Here is a 21,367-nt window from a genome sequence, read left to right on the forward strand (position 1 = left end):
GGTTAAACCTCCAAAGCTTTGTTATAGATTTCCAAGAGCTTTTTAATATGGATTTCTGGTGAGAATTCTTTAATAGCAGTACGTCTGGCTTCCTTACTCATTTTTAAATAAAGATCCGAATCATCTAAGAGAATTTTAACCTTTTCAGTCATAGACTTAATATCTTTGACTTTGACTAAATATCCAGTTTCATCATTTTTTAACCATGTACTTACACCGCCCACATCAAATCCTACGACAGGTTTGCCATGCATCATTGCTTCGATACCAGAAATGCCAAATGCTTCCGGATAAATTGAAGGAAAAATCATCATATAACCTCGCTGTAAGATTTCGGAAATATCTTTTGGGCTCTTCCAACCTGCAAAATGGAAATTATTCTTCAAATTATCAGGGATCATTTTTTCAAACAATGCCCGATCGTGGCCATCTCCTATTATATCAAATATAACAGCCTTATGCGTTTTGAGAACTTCAAGCCCAACTTTAATAAAATAATGGACACCCTTTGTCTTTGACAGTCTACCAATAAAAACAATCCTTTTTGACCTAGAAAGATCTAAAATATTTATTAAAGACTCTTCGACAATCTCAGTTAAATGGGGATTTAATATAAGTTTATTTTCTGGAATTCCTACTTTTAAAGATTCATCAAACATATATTTTGACATAACAATAATAGCCTTATAATTATTCTTAGAAAAAACTATTTCAGCAGCAGTATTCCTCATGGAATTCACTACTCTTTTAGGATGTCTATTCATACATCCTTGTGAATACGCATGAAATAAACAATGGATACCAAATGGAATGTTACAGACAAGTTCGGACTTTCTCCAAAACTTTCCTTGTCCAGGACAAAACATGCGTGGATCTCTCATGCTTTTTACCACAGGAGCAAGTTTAACAATCTCCGATACAATTCCGGGGTCAGAAATGCTATGAATATGAATAATATCTATTTTCTCCTTAATGATAATTTTATTTATAAAATCAATTGTTTTTGCCAGGGTTTGTGTAAATATAACTTTATTATCAAAATTAAATTTCAAAAAATAGTTTCCATTGTTATAAATCCCAATCCAATAATTTGAAATTTTCTCAATCTCTAAATATTTAATAATATTATTTATATTAACCTCTACACCCCCGCTAATCTCAACTTTATCATTTATATGCAGTATATTCACAGGTTATTTAGTTTTATCAATTTCTACTATCATTTTACAAGTCACTTTTTCATATACTTTATTCCATGTAAAATTTTCACTTATGTGTTGAAAAATTTTTACGCCATACCCTATTACAAGGGTCTTGTCTTTCAAAAGAACATTAAGTACTCTTGCGAAATCAGTCGCATCATTTTTTTTGAAAAAAGCAATTTTATCTGAAAACCAAAATTTAAAATTCGTTATATCCGGTCCAATAACAGCACATTTAGCACTCCCATAATCAAAAATTTTCATAGTAGATGTAAATTCAGGACTCCCTGGTATTATTCCTATGTGCATCATTTTCAAAATAGGCTTAATTGCTTCCCTATCCTTATAACCATAATTTGTTACTTTAATTATATTTCCTAAAGCCTCTTCTATTTCTTCTAGTCCCGAACCAATTAGATGCAAATGAATATTTTTATTGGCCACACTCTGCAAACATTGAATAAGAATTTCCTGACGATGATGACTCATGAGTCGGGCTATAAAGCATATATGAATATCATCTTCAAAAACTTTGGAATGCTTATCAAAATATTTGAGATGAGTATCCTCGATACCATTTTCAATATTTGACCAGTTTTTTGACTTCAGTTTCCAGTAATTACCATAAGTACCTACAAAAAAAACGTGATCGGAAAAAGAATATGTCCATTTTTCAAGAATACGTGTCATTGGGTTAAAAAAGGAACTATAATATTTTTCCATTCGCTGAAATTGAAGCCCATTCGCTTCATAGAAATGAGGGATTTTTAAAATTTTAGCAGCAATTAATCCGGTAGGGTTTAAATAAGCTTTACGCTCATAAATAAACGAAGCTTTTTCGTTTTTAAGGTTATTAACTAATTTAAAAATATAAAATAAGTTCTTAAACAGAGTTATTAAATCAATAATACTGCCTTTCAATATAGACCCCTTATTTAATATTGTCTTTGAAGAATTTAAAGAAGACGTATTTAAACTATGATCACTACTTCTCAAGTCTGCTTTTGAATCCCTTATAAAAAAAAGGATTTCAAATTGCTGACTCAATTGCGAAAAACCTGTACGAATATGATGATTTGCTCCTGAATCCGTATCTAAACAGCCAGGTTCCGTAATTAAATAAATACCTTTATGTTTCATAATTGGATCATTTCATCGAATTAATTGAAATAACATATGTGTCTGTTTGAATACCATTTATTATCTCAGTGATAAATGAATAAATATTTTTGAAAATGAGTAAATCAATATGAAACGAATTAATTGACCATTCATTATTTTTTTATTCAGTAAAAATGGAATTTGAATCATTTTTTTTTGTAAGCATGCGCTAGAATATACTCGAAAGATGTAAAAAATAAATCGGATCTTGACTAGCTTGAGCCTAATTTTATAAATGATAATTTTGAGAAAATAATTTATTCGCTTTGTATTATACGTAATTATTTCAATTTTTTTTACTTTTTTTAGCTCACATTAAACATCTCGGGACTTATGATTAATTATTTTTTTATAAGTGTTTTATTATACTTTTTTAATACTATTTTTTTAAGAAAAATTATAGTATTATTAAACACCAATATTTTCCCTGAGTTTAAATATGATAAAAATACAATATATATTTTAAGGATTGAAATTAACACTATATAATTTGAATTTATTATATCGAAATAATGAAATTATATCACATAATTTTACTATTTATTAATAGCAAATATAAATTATAATTAAATATATTTACTTTTTAAAATAAATGCATATAAATTTAAAGTTTTACATATGAAAAAATTTAATAATTTAATCATAAATATATTATCCATTTCTAATATTAACAACAGATATTTAGACATTGGGATTTGGGTAATCTCTGATTTAGAATAGGGGTAGTTCTCTATCCATAATCGTAAAATCATCTTACTGGAAATCAAATTAAGCTTAAACTTCAGTAACCTAGGAGCAACTTTCATAGAATTTAATCGCGTAATAATTAAATGTTTACCCTTTTCGAGATCATTTAAGGAAGTCCATGCTCCATTTCCTGTCTCACGATACACCGCAGTTTTTTCCTTCAAATACATTATTTTACCATAATTCGATATCCAAGTTAAATGAACAGTATCATTCCAGATTATATTATCCTTCGGTAGGTCGATATTTTTAAATACTCTGGTTAATGTTGGGGACATAAATGGAATATCTTTAAACGTGAATGATTTTTCTCTTTCTTGATGTAAAAAAGAAGTTTCTTCTGCCTTAACACTTGGCATAATTAAAATATTTCGATCTGTAAAACACATGACATATTCAATGTTTTTTTCCAAAAAATCAACCTGTTTTTGCAATTTCAAAGAGTCAATCCAGTAATCATCGCCTTCACAAAAGGCGATGTATTTTCCTTTGCATTGACCTAACGACCATACAAAATTAGGCATCATTCCTTTGTTTGATTCGTGTTTTGTATATTTTATCCACTTGCCTCTAGGATGATTATCTAAAATATCCTGAACAACCGAATCTGTATTGTCAGGCGAACAATCATTGGCTATAATTAGCTCTAACTCAAAATCACATTGTTGCATCAAGACGCCTTCGATCGCTTGTTTAATGTATGCTTCATGCCCATAGGTAATCATTGCTACACTTACCATAGGTGTTTGACTTTGAAGCACTTTATATTCCTCTTTCTCCTTCATGCTTTAAAAAATGATCCAATAAACCTTGATTTCTTTTTTTCATTAATTTTACCGGGGTCCCTGCATATATCCCCCATTCGTCCAAGCTATGCTTGACCAAACTCATCGCTCCCACTGCCACCCCTTCATTCAAAGTGACATTTGAAAGAATTACAGTTCCTGCCCCGATTTGGGCAAAACGCTTTAAAATTATTGTACCTCCAGTAACATTGGTGAATTCCTCAGGAACCATCGGACTGATTAAATAATCCCCTCCAAAATCATCCGAGGCGCTGAAAAGAGTGCAGCGGGGTGAAAGTCCGGTATAGTCTTCCATCACAATCCCAAATTTGCCAAACAAGGCACTATAAGCTGAAATATGGATATGACTTCCTAGGGTAATCCCGCCGGAAAGAATACAAAAATCATCGATACGAACATGGTTGCCAATGGTCATATTATCTGCACCATAAAATTGAGCATTTCTACTAATCTGGACATTTGTACCAAAAGACTTAAAACCAATGTGCTTAAGTTCCTCCGGAGAATAGAATGAGTTTGCCATACAAAAATTAATACTTTAAAGTCCTAATGATTAACCTGCAAATCAAATCAATCTCTTCCTGACTCAAATCAAAATACAAAGGCAAGCAAAGAACCCTAGCTGCAATATCGTCGCATACAGGAGTTTCCTGCTTTGTTAGGTATGGAAGTGCAGATAGGGAAGGATAAAAATAGCGGCGTGCAAAGATTTCATGCATTTCCAAAGCTTTAAAGACTTTCATGGCTATCTCTTTACTTTCAAAAAGTACAGGATAGTAGGCATGGTTATAATTGGTGCCTTGGGGGACAACCGGCCTTTGTATATCCCTACCCTTCAGCCAATGATCGTAATGAAGGCTGTCGGTCCTCCGCTTTTCCAGAATGCTTTCAAGATGCTTGAGATTAACCAAGCCCATCGCTGCATGGAACTCAGAGTTTTTGCCATTGATCCCAAGCCCATAAAATTCTTCCGGACCATTGTGTCCAAAGTTCCGCATATAAGCCAAAGTCTTCAAAACTTCAGGATCATTTGCCATTACTGCTCCACCCTCGATGGTATGAAACAACTTGGTGGCATGGGTACTTAAAGTACTGATATCTCCATAGCTTAAAAGGCTTTTTCCTTTGTAAGTAGTTCCAAATGCATGGGCTGCATCGTAAATAACCTTTAAATTATGCTTTTTTGCAATGGCTTCAATCTCCTCAATATGACAGGGAATACCATAAACATGAGTAGCAAGTATGGCTGTGGTGTTAGAGGTAATTAACTCCTCTATTTTTCGAGGATCGATGGTAAATCTTTCCGGATCGATATCTGCGAAAATAGGAGTACAATTTTCCCAGACAATTGAACTCGTGGTTGCGACATACGAAAAGGGCGTGGTGATGATTTCCCCTTTTAGCCCCAAAGCTTTGATGGCCATCTGTATGGCAATGGTGCCGTTTGTGGTGAACAAGAGATGCTCAAGCCCTAGGGTTTCTTTTAGTTTTAATTCCAGATCATTCACAAGTGGACCATTATTGGTCAACCAGTTTCTCTTCCAGATTTGGTCAACTAGTTTTTGGTAATCTGCTTTATCGGGTAAAAAAGGTTTGGTGACAGGGATCATGATTTTCTTTTTATTAAAGTTTTTAACTCAACTAAGGACTCCAGTTGAAGAAGTATGGAGAAAAGTAAATAAACACCTCCACCTACAAGACCGCATATTGAAATCCGAACAAAATCATGGAATTTTAAACCATCAAGCATGCTGTCTAATCCATACACAATCAAACCAGAGAATAAAGCCAATAAAATCGTAGGCAGTAAATCTTTTGTTTGGTGCCATGCAGTGTAATTGATAAATTTCCCCGTGTAGTGTGTGTTGATTCCAAAAGCCATCATGGAGAAAATAACACTTCCAAACAGCAGTCCATATATTCCAAATTGAAAGGAAACAGCCAATACGATCAAGAGCACTATTTTTTTAGCCACTTCAAGCTTTAGAAACAAATCACTTCTGCCCTTTACATTCAATATCTGAAGATTGTAGGCATGTATAGGATAGAGGATACCGGCAGCACAGAGTATTTGAAAGTAAGGCACAGCAGGTAACCATTTTTCTGTATATAAAAATCTAAATATGGGCTCGCCCAATACCGCAATAAAAATTAAGGTTGGTGCCACGAGAAAGATTACCATTTGCATGATTCTTTTGTAGACACTTTTTAAACGGATGTCATCATTTTGAATCTCTGAAAACAAGGGATAGGTTATTTTACTCACGATACCACTGATTACGCGTACTGGAAGCATTTGTAATCCATCCGCTTTGCTGTAAAATCCTACCTGTGCAGGAGCGAAAAATTTACCAATAATGATGGTGTATGCATTTACAAACACCGTATCTAATATACCTGAGAGGGTTAATTTAAACCCAAAATTAAAGTGTTCTGTAAATTTTTCGCTACTGAATAGCCATAATGGCCTCCATTTAGACCAGTACCAAAGCTGAACGGTAGAAGCAATGGCTTGGGCAATCCTGCTCCAAACAAGGCTCCATACCCCAAAGCCGTAAAGTGCCAGACCTATGCCCACAAAACCACTAATGACCAAAGAGGGTGTTGAAACCAGCATCTGTGTCCTGAAATCCATCTTTTTTGACAACCTCGTGGTTTGTACTGCAGCAAAAGCATTGATGATAAATACGATACAATAAACCCTAACAATTAACGTCAGTTGGGGTTGATTGTAGAAATCAGCAATGAAAGGAGCCAATAAGGAGACAAGCCCATAAATAACCACACTCCCCAAAAGATTGAAATAGAAAACGGTAGAGAAATCCTCATCATTGGGGTTTTCGGTACGGATGAGCGATTGGGTAAGACCACTATTGATCAAAGCACCCCCAAGTCCCATAAAAATGGCAAGCATGGCGATCAATCCAAACTCTTCCGGTAATAACAGTCGCGCTAAAACAATGGAAATAACGAAGCCTATAATTTGATTGCCAAACTGCTCTAGCGCTGACCAAAACACGCCAGCAAGGGCCTTCTTTTTAAGCGACATTTAATAAAATTCCTTTTTTTTTGGGCACTTACTGTATGTTATTTTGATTTTGTATTGTTTTTATAAATTAACTCTTTTTGGACTTAGAAAGATTTAAAAGGTAATTTGGCGAAGCTTTCAATGCTGCACATTTATCTTCCATTCCCACTCATCGCCCAATCCTATATTTTTTAAATCCTATTTCTTCCAATTGCAATTCCTCCAATATCCCACGGCCATCGAACAAAAATGCCGGCTTCATCATATTTGTATGAATTTTTTCCCAGTCATAGGTAGCAAATTCATCCCACTCTGTGAGCAACGCAATGGCATGTGCATCGGCACAGGCTTCATAGGGTTTTGCTACGACCTTTAACAATCGCCGGTTTTCTTCGGGACTTCTGCTGCCCAGGTAATCCAGGTCCGCAAAGATTTGCGCTGCTGTCACCTTTGGATCGTAAACCACCACTTCTGCCTGTTCATTCAAGAGATAATCCGCGACGTAGATCGCTGCCGATTCACGGGTATCGTTGGTGTCTTTTTTAAAGGCCCAGCCAAGAAGGGCTATTTTTTTGCCCGATACGGTATTGAAAAGTGTTTTTACGATGGTGGCCGCAAACCTGCTTTTTTGGTGGTCGTTCATGATGATCACCTGCTCCCAGTAATCCGCTACCGCATCCAATCCATAGGATTTGGCGATGTAGACCAGGTTCAATATATCCTTTTGGAAGCAAGAGCCTCCAAAACCCACCGAGGATTTCAGGAATTTGGATCCGATCCTGGAATCCATACCGATTGCCTTAGCGACCTCGTTTACATCTGCTCCTGTTTTTTCGCAAAGCTCACTCATCGCATTGATGCTGGAAACCCTTTGGGCAAGGAAAGCATTGGCGGTGAGTTTGGAAAGCTCCGAAGACCATACATTGGTAGTCAGGATGTTTTCTCTATTCACCCAATTGGCATAGACCTCCACAAGCGCTTCCATTGCTGCCCTTCCTTCCTCCGTCTCCACATCGCCACCTATCAGTACACGGTCTGGGGCGAAAAGATCTTCTACAGCCGTTCCTTCCGCGAGGAATTCCGGATTGGAGAGGATCTGGAATTTTACCCCATTTCCTGTGTTTTCCAGAATGCTCCTCAAAGCTTCCGCGGTACGCACGGGAAGCGTGGACTTCTCCACCACAATTTTGTCTGTTGTGGCTACCCTGGCGATTTGACGCGCACAGAGTTCAATGAATTTAAGATCGGCGGCCATTCCCTTTCCCATTCCGTAGGTTTTGGTGGGGGTATTGACGGAGATAAAGATCATTTCCGCTTGGTCTATCGCCGCATCCACATCCGTAGAGAAAAAGAGATTTCTCCCCCTCGCCTCCTTCACCACCGCGGGCAGACCAGGCTCGTAAATCGGTATGTTTTCCACATTTTCATCATTCCAAGCAGCAATTCGCTTTTCATTGATATCTACCACAGTGACGTTGATATGGGGACATTTTTGGGCGATGATCGCCATGGTTGGGCCTCCTACATAACCGGCACCAATGCAGCAAATGTTTTTTATTTTTTTCATGGCTTGTACTATTTACTACCAGTGGTAGCGCTGAATCAGAATTGGGATTTCGATAAAGTATTTCGGTTAGAGATCGAATTGTAGATTTAAAAAAACTAAGGAATAGGAAATATAGAATATACCTTATAATAGTTTTTTAACATTAAAAACAATTACTCAGTTCTTCAAAAATTTATTGCGTTTTCATTTACAATCTTGCATCGACCAATTCTTTTCCTATCAAACCCTTCACATCAAAGACAACCAATTGCTCTGATTTCTGTATTTTCCAATTGGCAAACTCTTGATGCGCCACAGCTAAAATAACAGCGGCATATTGCCCCATCTCCGGTTGTTTTCCTCCGTTGATAATCTCAATTCCATATTCATGCTGGACTTCAGCAGGATCTGCCCATGGATCATAGACATCTACCTCCATGTCAAAGGATCTGAGTTCATTGTAGATATCGATCACGCGCGTATTTCTCACATCAGGACAGTCCTCTTTGAAAGTAAAACCCAAAATCAGTACTTTGGCATCAATGACTTTCAGGTCTTTGCGCATCATGTGCTTGATGGTCTCGGTGGCGACGTGTTTGCCCATGGAATCATTCAGCCTTCTTCCAGCCAGGATAATTTCCGGATGGTAACCTACCTCCTGTGCCTTTTGGGCGAGATAAAACGGATCTACGGAAATGCAGTGCCCTCCTACCAGTCCCGGCTTGAAAGGCAAGAAATTCCATTTGGTTCCGGCAGCTTCAAGCACCTCATTCGTATCGATATTCAACAGGTTGAAAATCTTGGATAGCTCATTGACAAAGGCAATATTGATATCCCTTTGAGAATTTTCGATCACCTTGGCAGCTTCCGCTACCTTGATGGAAGGCGCCTTGTGCGTGCCTGCTGTGATCACAGAACGATAGAGTTGATCTACATATTCGGCCACCTCGGGCGTACTGCCGGAAGTCACTTTTAAGATTTTCGCAACAGTATGTTCCTTATCGCCTGGATTGATCCTTTCGGGAGAATATCCGGCAAAGAAATCTTCATTATATTTTAATCCCGAAAATTGCTCCAAAACCGGAACACATTCCTCTTCGGTGACACCCGGATAGACAGTGGATTCATAGATCACCACATCCCCTTTTTTAAGATGTCGACCGATCATTTCAGATGCCGTCAGCATGGGTGTGAGGACGGGACGGTTGTGCTTGTCCGTCGGGGTAGGCACGGTGACGATATAGATGTTTCCATCACCAATCGACGCCACTGCATCTGTCACCAGAAGTCCTTTTCCAACTTGGTTCAATTCCAGAGGGTTTTTCACCAACACGGATTGAAGCAATTCATCTGAAACTTCCAAGGTACGGTCATGCCCTTTTTGAAGCGCATCAATCCGAACGGAATTGATGTCATAGCCCACTGTTCTGTATTGCTTTGCAAATTCGACTGCCAAAGGCAGGCCTACATAACCAAGGCCGATAATGACTATTTTTGACTCTTTTAAAGGGATCAACATAAAATTTTTCAAATGGATTTTGATCTAATCTCTCGCTGAAAGAATTAAACTGATTGGCGGATATAAATCGTGTGAATTTTTTCCTTTCCCCTAAAACTTAAAAAACTGTAGGGGGTTAAAGAGAGGAATCAGATACAGCTTCGCCCTTTCAGTCACATCACCTAGCGGAAAAAGCACGATAAAGCCTTGATACACACGCGAAACCCATAAAAGCAGGAAGGCGGTAAAAAAGCTCAGGTTATTTGGGAAGGGCAAAGGTCGGGACTAATGGTTGGGAATCCTATACCCAATCTGGGGTATTTTTGAGTAAAGACGATGGAATTGTAGAGAAAAGGGAATGAAATTGTAGAGAAAAGGTAGAAGCCTGCGGCGTAGATTGCCCTACGGGCGTAGATTTTGGGTGTTTTAAGGTAGATGATCCCAATGATGGCTAAACGTTATCTACAACGAAGCCATTCTGCACCTAAAAGGGTAGAGTGTAGAATGCCTGTGGCGTAGATTGACCGACGGGCGTAGATTTCGTTTTCTGGAAGGTTCGCTATTCGATTGAAAACTGAATGTGTTCTACGGCGAAGCCATTCCACGCCTAAGTTAATCCATCTGCCGAAGGCAAAAATAAATCAATGGACAATCTACGCGAAACATCTGCCCCAAAGTGGGACAAAGTTGGATTTATCCTTACATTTACTCTCCCTTGCATAATTGAGATCGATGCCCTATACTCTATATCCGTTCAATGCCCGATTACATGATAGATATCAATAATATCGATCAGGCAATTTCAAGAGGTCTTAGTTTTATAAGGGATCAACAATTGCCCCATGGTGAGTTTGCTTGTGAATTTGCAAATTCTGAAACTAAGATAGTGGATGATTTGCTGGAGGGCGACGATGTCACCCTTATAGCTGAAACGAACACCCTCTTCCCCAATTCATTGATCGGTCATGCCTTGTTGCCATTGAAGGAGGAACCCATTGGAAAAGATATTTTAGAAAAACTATCCGGTTTTTTAGCATTGCATCAAAGCAAGTACGGGCTTTGGAGACATTACACAGACCATCACCCACTCAGCCGATTTATCCCCTTTGATTTGGACAATACGGCCATGGCCTCCCACTTGCTTTCCAAACTTCACCAAGAAGTTCCTGACAACAGGGCTCTTTTTCTGTCAAATCTTTCATCAAAGGGTTTATTTTATACCTGGATCACCTGGAGAGCCCAATTGAATTTGAATGTACGCTACTGGCTGTCACTGGGAAGGGAATTCAGACATCCGATTGGTCAATACTATTTCTGGAAGTTGATGCCATGCGATAAAGGGGATATAGATGCCGTTGTCAATTCCAATGTTCTGCTCTATCTGGGCTATTCTGAAAAAACCGAGGCGATTGTAGATTGGATGGTAAAGGTGCTTACCGAATCCAAAGAAAAGAGTTGTGACAAGTGGTATGGGAGACCCTCTCTGGTCTATTATTTCTTCAGTAAAAACTTTACACAAAACATTCCCAAACTGGAGCCCATGAAAGCTCTGGTGAGGAAATTGATTTTTGAAAACCTACGGGGTAATGGGCAGTTTTTTGATAGTGAACTGGATACCGCCCTGGCGATCACTACTTTGATCCATGCTTCGTACGGACATGAAATACCGCAGCAATCCATACAATTCCTATTGAATAGGCAGCAGTCTGACGGTTCCTGGGGAAAATGGGTGATTTTTTATGGCAAGCCGGATAGAAAATCCGGATTTGGCTCGAAAGCGTTGAGCAGTAGTCATGTATTGGAAGCCCTTGTCGCTTATAAAAAATATCAATTGCTTGCTCCTAAAATTATGACAGAATGATTGCACCCGCATTCACAAGAACATCTGACTGGTGGGAACCCAAGATTACCCTGTTACTTTCAATCGGACTCATGGTTTGCTATCTCTATCCCCAAGATATATCCTGGACAATCTTGGGGTTCCTTTTGGTACTGCTTTTGGTAGTCTCCGCAAGTGCTGTATATGTAAGCCTTATCAATGACTACACCGATTTGGAGGAGGATTTACAAGCAGGAAAAACCAACCGACTTCAAAATTTCTCTGTGCGGCAGCGAAAGCTGTTAATTCTTGGCTCGGTAGGGATCATTGCCCTTTTCATTTATCTTTTGAGAGATTTTTCCATGGGAATCGGTTTTTTTATTGCAGCACAATTGAGCTACACCTGTTATTCATTCCCTCCCATTCGGCTGAAAGCAAGGGGAATTTACGGTGTAATGGCGGATACTTTTGGGGCACATGTTTTTCCGGCAATCGGCATGTTTGTCTTTTTGGCTGAATACCTTTCCCAATCAGTGGATTGGATGGCAGTTCTTCTCCTTGGGGGCTGGAGTTTTATATATGGCTTGAGAGGCATTCTCAGTCATCAATATTTGGACAGGGACCATGATGAGCGGGTGGGTGTAAATACCTTTGCCTGTCAGTTTCCAGTGGAAAAAATCAGCAATATTGAATGGCCGCTCTTGACCGCGGAGGTCTTTCTCTTTATAGGTATGCTCCTGTATTTTCACCTGTATGCGCTTGTAGCTGTATTGGGGATCTATTGGCTCTACGCCTGGTCGATTCGCAGGTACACGGCTCATACCTTTGTGCTTATTCTTCATCCGGGAGATCAGCCCAATTGGAATATTCTGATGGCAGGCTATTATCAGTTTCTTCTCCCAGTCTCTCTTCTGGGAATACTGGGGATCTCTCATCCTTGGTTGTTGCTTGGATTTCCATTTTTCGTAATCTTGTTTCCAAACGAGTTGATGAAAAACATGTCCATGATAAAGACTTTGCTTCCTTTTAAAGCCATAAAAATTTAAGCATGTTTTTTGAAGGTTTAATAGGAATAGCGAGTGGTATTTTTACTTTTTGGGGACTTTTTGCCGTGGGTCAATTGGCACTGGCATTGAAAGGTGTGCAATACAAGGGAATACATGGAAAAGTAGTTGTGGGATTTGGCTTATTTCACCTGTTTTTTTTAGGTATATCGATGTTTTTGCCAACAGGGTTTATTTGGTACACCTGTGTAGCGCTCTTCTTGCTTGCGATTTTCTTTCAATTAAAAGACATCAAAAAATCAGATTCAAATTTTTCTTGGTTATTTCCCCTGCTGATTTCCGTAATTTTTCTTCCTTATCTTTTCAGACTTTTCTCACCGCCCATCTTCACCGATGGATTATTTTATTACCTGCCTAGCATTGCATGGGTTTTTACAAACGGGCTGGCTTTTAATCCCTATTTAACCCAATACACCACTATGCCTCAGGGGGTTGAATATTTATTCACGATTCCTTTTGGGTTTGCGGGATATGCAGGTGTACGGTCGCTTGATGCTTTGGGTACGGTCGCATTGATCCATTTGATTTACCAATCGGGTAAGGATCTCTTTGGCAAAAGGAAGAGTGAGATTTTTGTCCTCTCCGCCCTCTTGATCAAAGGAACCTTTTTCCTTGTTTTTGCAACGGGCAAAATTGATACTTGGAACACCTATGTAGTGATGACTGGTATTTTGTTTTTTTGCCAAAGTCACCGAAAAGATCATTTGATCGGAGCATTTGTGATTTTCTCCATCGCCTTGGGCTTGAAGTACACGAACTATTTGCTTTTGTTTCTCCCGCTTATTTATTTGTGGATACAAATCCTCAGGACGCTTGGAGGCAAGCCAGCTTTTATTACCAGTATAATCCCCCTGATGTTTATAGCCCCTGTCCTGATCAGAAACCATTGGTTGGTAAACAATCCTTTTGCTCCCCTCATCCAACTGGATGGTCAGTCTAGATATGTCGCTTCACATGGGACCGCTGTTGTTTCAAACGCGCAATTTCAAATAAGTGGGGAATTATCGGGTAAGGAATTGATGTGGGAATTGCTACAGGAAGGTCTGAGATACAGGTCAACTTTAATTTTTCTCCTCTTTTTGCTTGTGGCTTGGCTCCTTTGGAAAAAAAGAGTTTTTTTGGCAAGGGAGTTAAAACTGGCGTGCATGTTATGGTTGCTGATGGGGATTCCTTGGATGCTCGTATTGGGCAATACCGCTCAACCTTTACGATTTGTTTGGGCACCATTGCTGCTGACTGTTTTGATCTTCATTCTTGGACTTAACCAATGGATTCTTTACAAAAAATATGATACGGGAATCCTTGAGAAAATCAGCAAATTAACACTTTTGCTTGTTGTCGGCACGGCCATCTATGCGAAGCATTACCATTATTTTCCGGATTACTTTACACAAAAAAACAGGACGTTGCCAGAGTGGTACACCCTGATAGGAAGTGATCATTATTCAATTTCTTATCAGTTTAAAGCATTGGGATTGCATCATGCACGGGTCAATTACCGAGTCCCGGTTGTTTTGGGAGCATTTGAGATCAATGATTACGGCAATATTCCCACGCAGGAAGAATTTATTGAATCAAAAGATTCCATGATTGAAGGTTTTGATTATTGTTTGGATCGTGGAATGGAAAAGTTGGCGGAGATCCCCCTGGAAGATATTGTCTTGCAATCAGGTGAATTTTTTGTTTATCGGATCAAGTGAAGCGCAGATGAAGATTTTAATCATAAGTATGAATGTGGCTCCTTGGGGAGGAAGCGAGGAGCTGTGGAAATCCATCGCATTAAAAGCCCTGAAAAATGGGGATGAAGTGATGGTCTCCACATACAGGCACCAAAGCTTGAATGAAAATATAGGTGCGCTTCAAAATTTGGGTGCTGACCTGCATTTCAGGAGGCTTCCCTCTTTTGAAAAAAACCAACCTTTCATCAAAAGGGGAATAGCTGAACTTTCTGTCCGCTTAGGACTGGATCAGACTGTGTTGGAATGGATGGGCATCAATCGATGGAAGCCTGAAGTGATTTTGTTCTCAAGCGGTGAGACCTTTGATCATGGTTTGCATCATCAATTTTACCCGGTTAAGTACTGTATTCAGAGAGGGATTCCATACTATATGATTTCCCAAAGAAATTGGGAATGGGGATTGGATGTGGATGATCAATTCCGGGATTCAAGGAAGCAATTGTTGAAAGGGTGTAGCGGTATTTTTTTTGTTTCCTACCACAATTACAAAAAAGCTTGTATGCAACTCGCCATGAAAATTCCCCGGGCAAGAGTCGTTCAAAACCCTTTAAAAGCGGATTTAAAACAGATAATTCCTTATCCTCAGCATGAAATCCCTCAACTTGCCTATGTTGCCAGATTACAGACGGCTATCAAGGGACAAGATTTATTTTTAGAAGCGCTCAGCAGCCAAGCACTTCGGGAAATTCCTTTTCAAGTGAGTTTCTTTGGTCGCGGACCTGATGAAAATTATTTGCAAAAGTTGATTCGCCACTATGGTTTGGAGGATAAGGTTCACTTGAGAGGGTATGAAAACTCCATAGAGAAAATATGGGCATCCCATCAGCTTTTGGTATTGTGTAGCTTGGCAGAAGGCACGCCTTTGGCCTTGAAGGAAGCCATGGCCTGTGGTCGATCCGCCATTATTACGGCCGTGGGGGACACAAAAGAATGGCTGTCAAACGATGGTTTTGTGGCCAAAAGCCATCGTGTCGCCAGTATTGAAGCCGCGGTTCTCAGCGCAGTCAATGCCAAATGTCAATGGGAAGATCTGGGTCAAAAATGTAAGGAAAGAATATTGAGAAATGAAAACCCAAATGAAGCCACTCATATACTGGAATGCATGCTGGGAAAAAGAGCACTGGAGGAAACTGGGCGGGACCCCGTGCATTATTTCAGCCAACTTTGAATGGCTTCTGTGAATGTATTTTTCCAAGCAGATATCCTTGGGCTACACATATTTGTGAAAGCATTAAGCTTAAGGAGACAAAAAATTTTTCTTTCTTTGACAAGTGATTTTGGTAAAAAGGGAAAACCACCAGTTTCCTGTAGAATTCTAAGCGAGGTCTTTTTTGTATTGCTATTTTTTGGCTTTTCATGATTTTTTGAAAAATCAGTGCCGCTTTGCCGTATTTTCGATGCAACCTTATAAAACTTACCAAGGTCATCTGGTGAAAGTGAATTATTTCTACTTCAGGAATGAATTTCAATTCCATGCCTTGGTGATTAAGGCGAACACAAAACTCTCTATCTTCCCCTGCTGAAGTGATGAATTGATTTTGAAAGCCTCCGTGCTGCATAAAATCTGTGCGGTGAATGGAGAAATTATTGGAAGTGAAAAATTGATTGGGTGTGTCTTGAAAATGTTGATATAAAAATGCAATGAGCAATTGACTGCTTTCAGAAAACAAATTGTCTCTGTAGTAATTCACAACGGTGCCTCCCATCAAAACGCCAGGCTTGCTATTCTTTGCTATTTCTTCCAGCCAAGTTGGGCTTGCTTGACAGTCATCATCCAAAAATGCGAAGATCGGCACTTTGGTCAATGTGGCTCCATAGTTTCTTGCAGCGGCTGGACCTTGGTTTTTTTGAGAACTGGAATTGAAATTATCCCCAAATGTTTGCACCATTTCACTGACATCAACCCCACCATCATTGACTACGATCACTTCCCAAAGAGTTTTTGGCAGGGTTTGGATCGACAATGACCGCAAACACTTCTGCAGTAAACCCGGTCGGTCATAAGTAGGGATAATAACAGCTATAATAGCCTCGGGATTCATAAGGTGAACGGAAATAGTGAAAGATATTACTCAAATAATAGTTCTAATGTATGGGTATATGGGGGATTTTGTACTTTTAAGGCCTAAAATATTTACCTTCAGTAAAATCTCAACTAGAACATTGATTGATATTTCAATATCTTTGCAAAAATTTTCCTCCGTGTGCGATGAGAAAAAAAGAAGTTGATTTCGTAATCCAATTGCCGTATGCCTGACCTGAGTGTCATTATTCCCGTCAAACAGGGAGATTTAACTATTGGCAATTGTCTACATGCTGTCTTGTCGAATGATGGATTGGAAATTGAAGTGATTGTAGTTTTGGATGGCTGGGATGTTGTTGCGTTTAAAGAGAAATTTTTAAAGATCAATCCTTCGGTCAAGGTTTATGCTTTACCCAAATCAGGTCCTGCCGCCTGTAGAAATCATGGCGCTAAACTTTCAAGTGCCGCATTTCTATGCTTCTTGGATTCGGATGTATTGGTACAGGAAAACACATTTTTGTTTGCACTTACCAAGGTGAAAGCATCCGGTGAAGCTGGATTGATTGGTTCTTATGATGCTTATCCCTCATCTTCTCATGTTATTTCCAAGTTCAGGAATCTTTTTCATCATTATCACCACCAAAGAAATCATCTCAAGAGTGGCGTATTTTGGGGTGCATTTGGGATTGTTCGAAAGAGTGCTTTTGAAGAGGTCGGCGGTTTTGATCAGTCTTTTTCAACTCCCAGTGTTGAGGACATCGAATTGGGAATTCGTTTGGCTCAAAAAAACCATGTGGTTAGAATCCATTCGGATTTACAGGTCAAGCATTTGAAAAACTGGACATTTTTCAATTGGATGAAAACTGATATCTTCCTCAGAGCAAAGCCTTGGACCAAGCTCATGCATGCGCATCGGGAGCAAGCTGACAATCATTTAAATACTTCTACAGTAGAAAAAATTTCTGCCCTACTCACCACCATATTGGTAGTCATGTGTTTTGGGCTATTTTATTGCAGCTATTGCATGCTGATCATCCCTATAATCGTCCTCCTGTTTTTATTGCTTCAAAAGAAATTTTATGTTTTTGCCGCTCAGAATTTTAAAGTATTACCGCTTATTTTTCTGTTCCATCAACTTTATTTTTTGTTTGCCTTGACTGGGTTCATCTTGGGAAGGCTAGAGATTTCCTATCAAACACTTACAAAAACAGCATAAAATTAAATTTAAAACATTAAATCATGAGTTGGTTTTGCCCACTATGATGTTTACTATGATACCCAAAAAAAGAATTGTAATCGTTGGAGCTGGGCCTGCAGGCCTGACTGCCGCCTATGAATTGGCAAAAACCCAAAAATATAAAGTAACCATCATAGAAGCTGACCATCAAGTTGGTGGTATTAGCAAGACAGTCAATCACCAGGGGAATTTGATTGATATAGGAGGGCATCGATTTTTTTCTAATTCGCCCAGGGTTTTGGATTGGTGGACGCAATTTTTACCGGTAGTCGATGCTACTTCTCATGTGGAGATTACATATCAACAGCAATCCCATAGCTTGGATAGTATACTGCTCAAAAACTCAGAGAATGCTTTGTTGATCCGGAATAGAAAATCCAGGATATTGTATAAAAACAAACTTCTAGACTATCCTTTAAAACTCAATTTGCGTTTATTGGTCATTTTGGGGCTCAGGCAATCCTATGATATCATCAAGGGAATCCTCAGGGCGAGGATCTTTCCCATCAAAAATGCACAAAACCTGGAAGATTTTTTTATCAATAATTTTGGTAAGGAGCTTTATGAGACATTTTTCAAGGATTACACGGAGAAAGTCTGGGGAAAATCCTGCATTGAGTTAAGTGCTGATTGGGGCAAGCAAAGGATCAAAAGCCTGAAAGTGAGGGAAATCATTGCGCACAGCGTTTACAAACTTTTTATACCTTCAAGTTGGGTCAACCCTCAAGCCCGAACTTTGATAGAAAAATTCCTATATCCTTCCAAAGGTCCCGGGATGCTTTGGGAAAATGTTGCTATGCGTTGTCAAGAAATGGGAGTTGAACTCATCATGCGGGGGAGCGTGACCCAACTTCATTTCAAAGGCAATCTTGTAGAATCCATTGATTACCGGTCCGAAGATAATCAGATGCATGAATTGAGTTGCGATGCAGTATTCAGTACCATGCCGATTAAACATCTGATCAAGGCTATGGATACAGATATTCCGCCAGCTGTTTACCAGGTTGCAAGTCAGTTGGAGTATAGGGATTTTATCATTGTTGGGTTGGAGTTACACAAGCTTAAGCTCATTCCCAAAGATAAAAGAAAAATCATTGAGGACAACTGGCTATATATTCAGGATAAAGGCGTGAAACTCGGCAGGCTTCAAATATTCAATAACTGGAGTCCCTACATGACTGCTTCTGAAAATGCTTGGATCGGTGCAGAATATTTTTGTAAAAAAGATGACGATTTATGGCGCAAAAGTGATCAAGAATTAATGGAGTTTGCCTTGGCCGAATTGCAGTCTATCGGTATTTTGAATCAGGATGATTTTATTTCCGGAAAGGTTGTTCGTTGTCCCAAAGCCTATCCTACTTACACTGGGAGTTACCATAAAATCCATCTGGTCCAGGATTTTCTAGAAGATAAAACAAATCTGTTTTTAATGGGGCGAAATGGCTTGCATAAATACAACAATCAAGACCACTCGATGCTGACGGCATTTAAGGCGGTCGAGTTATTCGAGAAAGACCATCCATCAAAGAAAGAGATATGGGATATCAATGCAGATGATCAGTACATAGGCTGATATTTGAGATGGGTATGGAAAACAGAAAAAGGTTGATTGCCTGCGACTAGAAAATGGTAGAGGGTAGAATGCCTGCGGGGTAGATTTCGGGTATTTTAAGGTAGATGATTGGGTTGAAAACTAAACGTGATCTACAGCGAAGCCAATCTACTCCCGCTGTTCGAGATTTATCATCTCGTACTTCAGATACATCAGGATTTGCAATCCTGATTACGGGTCCATGGATAAAGAATATACAATTATCCAAACTAAGGTCTGTAATAAAACTAATGTTCTTGTCACTTTTTCCTTGACGATCCCGGTATTATCGGGATAACCAAAAAGTCAAGAAATTGGAATCCTCCCGCCCTCTTGGCCTGCGCCGGCCCGGTCTAATTTCCTCCTCCCCATATCCGAAGGAAGTTTAGTGGTAATTAACAATTGGTGATCTACAAGAAGGTAGAAGGCAGATGCCTACGGTGTAGATTGCCCTTTGGGCGTAGATTTCGGGTGTTTTAAGGTAGTTGATTCGATTGATAGCTAAACGCAATCTACGCGAAGCATCTACGCCTATACCTGGCGATCGTAGATCATTTGTTTTTCAACCTTGAGTCAAAGATCATTTTTGATGTACTTAGCACCTTGACTTTTGATGCGTCTTGATGATTTGGATTGATCAAATAATTGAATTCTTGTGGTACGATGCTACTGGGAACCTTTAGAATGGCGGCCTCATTATAATTGATAAAATCGTCACCAATGGTTTGTGTTGTCAAAGTCGGTGGTTTAGCATCCCAATCTTCCGGCAGGTCTTCAATGCTTACCTCCAGAATGGTAATTTCATCAGGAATCTCTATTTCAACATAATATCTGTCTTCTGGTAAATCTTCACCAATATCCAAATGCACAGCGACTTCAAGTGTTGCCAATGCTCTGGTTTCCGCAGTATATACTATTCTGGTATTGATACTATTCCAACGATAACCTTCAGACATCGATGCTCCAATCCCCGTTAAAGTAGTATCTAAGTACTTTTGTCTTTCAACCCTAAATACGATCATTAAGCTAAATTCCCGAACTCCAATCGATTTAAACTAAACTTTACTTCATTAATACCGGTAACCGTATCAAGCAAACTTTCCGGTGAATTTCCCCCGATTGATAGATTTGGTTTTTTTAACCAACGTTGAAATTTTTCTTCTTCATTGTTAAAAACTTCCAGTCCATAATCAATTAATTCATTGATTAAAACCACCAATTCACTATCCCTGCTATCCAATAGTAAGTGTTCACTTTTTTTCTTGTTGTAGGTAGTCTGGGGAATTCCAATAATCGCCAAAACCGATTTGACAGGATTATTGAGCCGTTTGCTAATCACCTCTATTGCGTCATACGGAATGCCCTCCCTAATGACACCCACACGCTCCAGTCTGTTACTCCAATGGAATACCTTTCCACCAGCATACAAGGTGGCATTTCCAGTCGCAATCGCTTTCCCGGAAGCATTTTGAACACTTCTTTTGGTATCGAATGGTTTTGTTCTCTGTTTTGTTTTCGCCATAACACAACCTATTTACTGTAAATATAAAGCATTTTTGCTGTTAAAAAATTCCCGCTGTCCGAGATTTATCATCTCGGACTACAGATAAATCAGGATTTGTAATCCTGGTCAGGGCCAGACCCCATAATTTTAAAACGAATTAAACGGCAATATTCAGCCAAGCCAAAATCCTTGGGGATCTGACTGTTTACAGCAATTCAATCCAAAACAAAAAAACCGACCTTGAAGGCGTCTAATGACGAAACCTTCAGGGTCGGTAGCATTTAAATTGATGTTTTTTTTGGCTTTAGCTTTCTGTCGGTAGAGAAAAGGTAGATGCCTGCGACTGGAAAATGGTAGAGGGGGTAGATAGCCTGCGGCGTAGATTGCCCTACGGGCGTAGAT

The 21,367-nt window shown here is 39.2% G+C and carries 17 protein-coding genes; 6 read left to right on the top strand and 11 right to left on the bottom strand.

All coding sequences use genetic code 11. The features are described from left to right. Positions 1 to 2 precede the first annotated feature (2 nt). From Q7J63_RS01325 to Q7J63_RS01360, 8 genes are all read right to left on the bottom strand, one after another. Complete coding sequence (locus tag Q7J63_RS01325) at positions 3 to 1,190, bottom strand: glycosyltransferase family 4 protein (protein WP_304883652.1); 1,188 nt, start codon at positions 1,188 to 1,190, stop codon at positions 3 to 5. A gap of 3 nt (positions 1,191 to 1,193) precedes the next feature. Next, the gene (locus tag Q7J63_RS01330) at positions 1,194 to 2,342 is read right to left on the bottom strand and encodes a glycosyltransferase family 4 protein (RefSeq protein WP_304883653.1); all 1,149 of its coding nucleotides are present in this window, start codon (positions 2,340 to 2,342) and stop codon (positions 1,194 to 1,196) included. 587 nt (positions 2,343 to 2,929) lie between these two features. Next, entirely contained in the window at positions 2,930 to 3,895 is a 966-nt protein-coding gene (locus tag Q7J63_RS01335; protein WP_304883654.1) for a glycosyltransferase, read from the bottom strand. After that, on the bottom strand, positions 3,873 to 4,439 hold the full coding sequence (locus Q7J63_RS01340) for a hypothetical protein (protein WP_304883655.1): 567 nt from the start codon (positions 4,437 to 4,439) through the stop codon (positions 3,873 to 3,875). The genes Q7J63_RS01335 and Q7J63_RS01340 overlap by 23 nt, the downstream gene beginning before the upstream one ends. Positions 4,440 to 4,446: 7 nt before the next feature. Continuing rightward, positions 4,447 to 5,526: a DegT/DnrJ/EryC1/StrS aminotransferase family protein gene (locus Q7J63_RS01345; RefSeq protein WP_304883656.1), complete on the bottom strand. Its 1,080-nt coding sequence runs from the start codon at positions 5,524 to 5,526 to the stop codon at positions 4,447 to 4,449. Beyond that, positions 5,523 to 6,965: a lipopolysaccharide biosynthesis protein gene (locus Q7J63_RS01350; protein WP_304883657.1), complete on the bottom strand. Its 1,443-nt coding sequence runs from the start codon at positions 6,963 to 6,965 to the stop codon at positions 5,523 to 5,525. Before Q7J63_RS01350 ends, Q7J63_RS01345 begins: the two co-directional genes overlap by 4 nt. Before the next feature lie 148 nt (positions 6,966 to 7,113). Then, positions 7,114 to 8,511, bottom strand: coding sequence for a nucleotide sugar dehydrogenase (locus Q7J63_RS01355; RefSeq protein WP_304883658.1), 1,398 nt, complete (start codon positions 8,509 to 8,511; stop codon positions 7,114 to 7,116). Between the two features lie 187 nt (positions 8,512 to 8,698). After that, positions 8,699 to 10,009: a nucleotide sugar dehydrogenase gene (locus tag Q7J63_RS01360; protein WP_304883659.1), complete on the bottom strand. Its 1,311-nt coding sequence runs from the start codon at positions 10,007 to 10,009 to the stop codon at positions 8,699 to 8,701. Positions 10,010 to 10,757: 748 nt separating this feature from the next. On the opposite strand from Q7J63_RS01360, the gene Q7J63_RS01365 reads away from it, so the two are divergent. Genes Q7J63_RS01365 through Q7J63_RS01380 form a run of 4 tightly spaced genes read left to right on the top strand, consistent with a single transcriptional unit; the run spans position 10,758 to position 15,778 of the window. Further along, the gene (locus Q7J63_RS01365; RefSeq protein ID WP_304883660.1) at positions 10,758 to 11,849 is read left to right on the top strand and encodes a hypothetical protein; all 1,092 of its coding nucleotides are present in this window, start codon (positions 10,758 to 10,760) and stop codon (positions 11,847 to 11,849) included. After that, positions 11,846 to 12,853 (top strand): UbiA family prenyltransferase, encoded by a 1,008-nt coding sequence (locus Q7J63_RS01370; RefSeq protein WP_304883661.1) that lies wholly within the window; start codon positions 11,846 to 11,848, stop codon positions 12,851 to 12,853. Before Q7J63_RS01365 ends, Q7J63_RS01370 begins: the two co-directional genes overlap by 4 nt. A 2-nt stretch (positions 12,854 to 12,855) precedes the next feature. Further along, positions 12,856 to 14,571 carry a hypothetical protein gene (locus Q7J63_RS01375; protein WP_304883662.1) on the top strand — a complete coding sequence of 572 codons (1,716 nt, stop codon included), beginning with the start codon at positions 12,856 to 12,858 and terminating at the stop codon, positions 14,569 to 14,571. Positions 14,572 to 14,578: 7 nt separating this feature from the next. Beyond that, on the top strand, positions 14,579 to 15,778 hold the full coding sequence (locus Q7J63_RS01380; protein WP_304883663.1) for a glycosyltransferase: 1,200 nt from the start codon (positions 14,579 to 14,581) through the stop codon (positions 15,776 to 15,778). Here Q7J63_RS01380 and Q7J63_RS01385 read toward each other — a convergent pair. Next, complete coding sequence (locus Q7J63_RS01385) at positions 15,765 to 16,652, bottom strand: glycosyltransferase family 2 protein (protein ID WP_304883664.1); 888 nt, start codon at positions 16,650 to 16,652, stop codon at positions 15,765 to 15,767. The two genes, Q7J63_RS01380 and Q7J63_RS01385, sit on opposite strands and share 14 nt — an antisense overlap. A 207-nt stretch (positions 16,653 to 16,859) precedes the next feature. Between Q7J63_RS01385 and Q7J63_RS01390 the strand changes: the two genes are divergently transcribed. Beyond that, positions 16,860 to 17,849: a glycosyltransferase family 2 protein gene (locus Q7J63_RS01390; protein ID WP_304883665.1), complete on the top strand. Its 990-nt coding sequence runs from the start codon at positions 16,860 to 16,862 to the stop codon at positions 17,847 to 17,849. 55 nt (positions 17,850 to 17,904) lie between these two features. Continuing rightward, positions 17,905 to 19,443, top strand: a complete 1,539-nt coding sequence (locus tag Q7J63_RS01395) for an NAD(P)/FAD-dependent oxidoreductase (protein WP_304883666.1) — start codon at positions 17,905 to 17,907, stop codon at positions 19,441 to 19,443. A 569-nt stretch (positions 19,444 to 20,012) separates the two neighbouring features. Here the strand turns inward: Q7J63_RS01395 and Q7J63_RS01400 are convergent. Beyond that, the gene (locus Q7J63_RS01400; protein ID WP_304883667.1) at positions 20,013 to 20,483 is read right to left on the bottom strand and encodes an RES family NAD+ phosphorylase; all 471 of its coding nucleotides are present in this window, start codon (positions 20,481 to 20,483) and stop codon (positions 20,013 to 20,015) included. Next, positions 20,483 to 20,983, bottom strand: coding sequence for an antitoxin Xre/MbcA/ParS toxin-binding domain-containing protein (locus Q7J63_RS01405; RefSeq protein ID WP_304883668.1), 501 nt, complete (start codon positions 20,981 to 20,983; stop codon positions 20,483 to 20,485). Before Q7J63_RS01405 ends, Q7J63_RS01400 begins: the two co-directional genes overlap by 1 nt. Positions 20,984 to 21,367: the final 384 nt, after the last annotated feature.

It is taken from the genome of Rhodonellum sp., assembly GCF_030656585.1.
GTDB classification, from domain to species: domain Bacteria; phylum Bacteroidota; class Bacteroidia; order Cytophagales; family Cyclobacteriaceae; genus Rhodonellum; species Rhodonellum psychrophilum.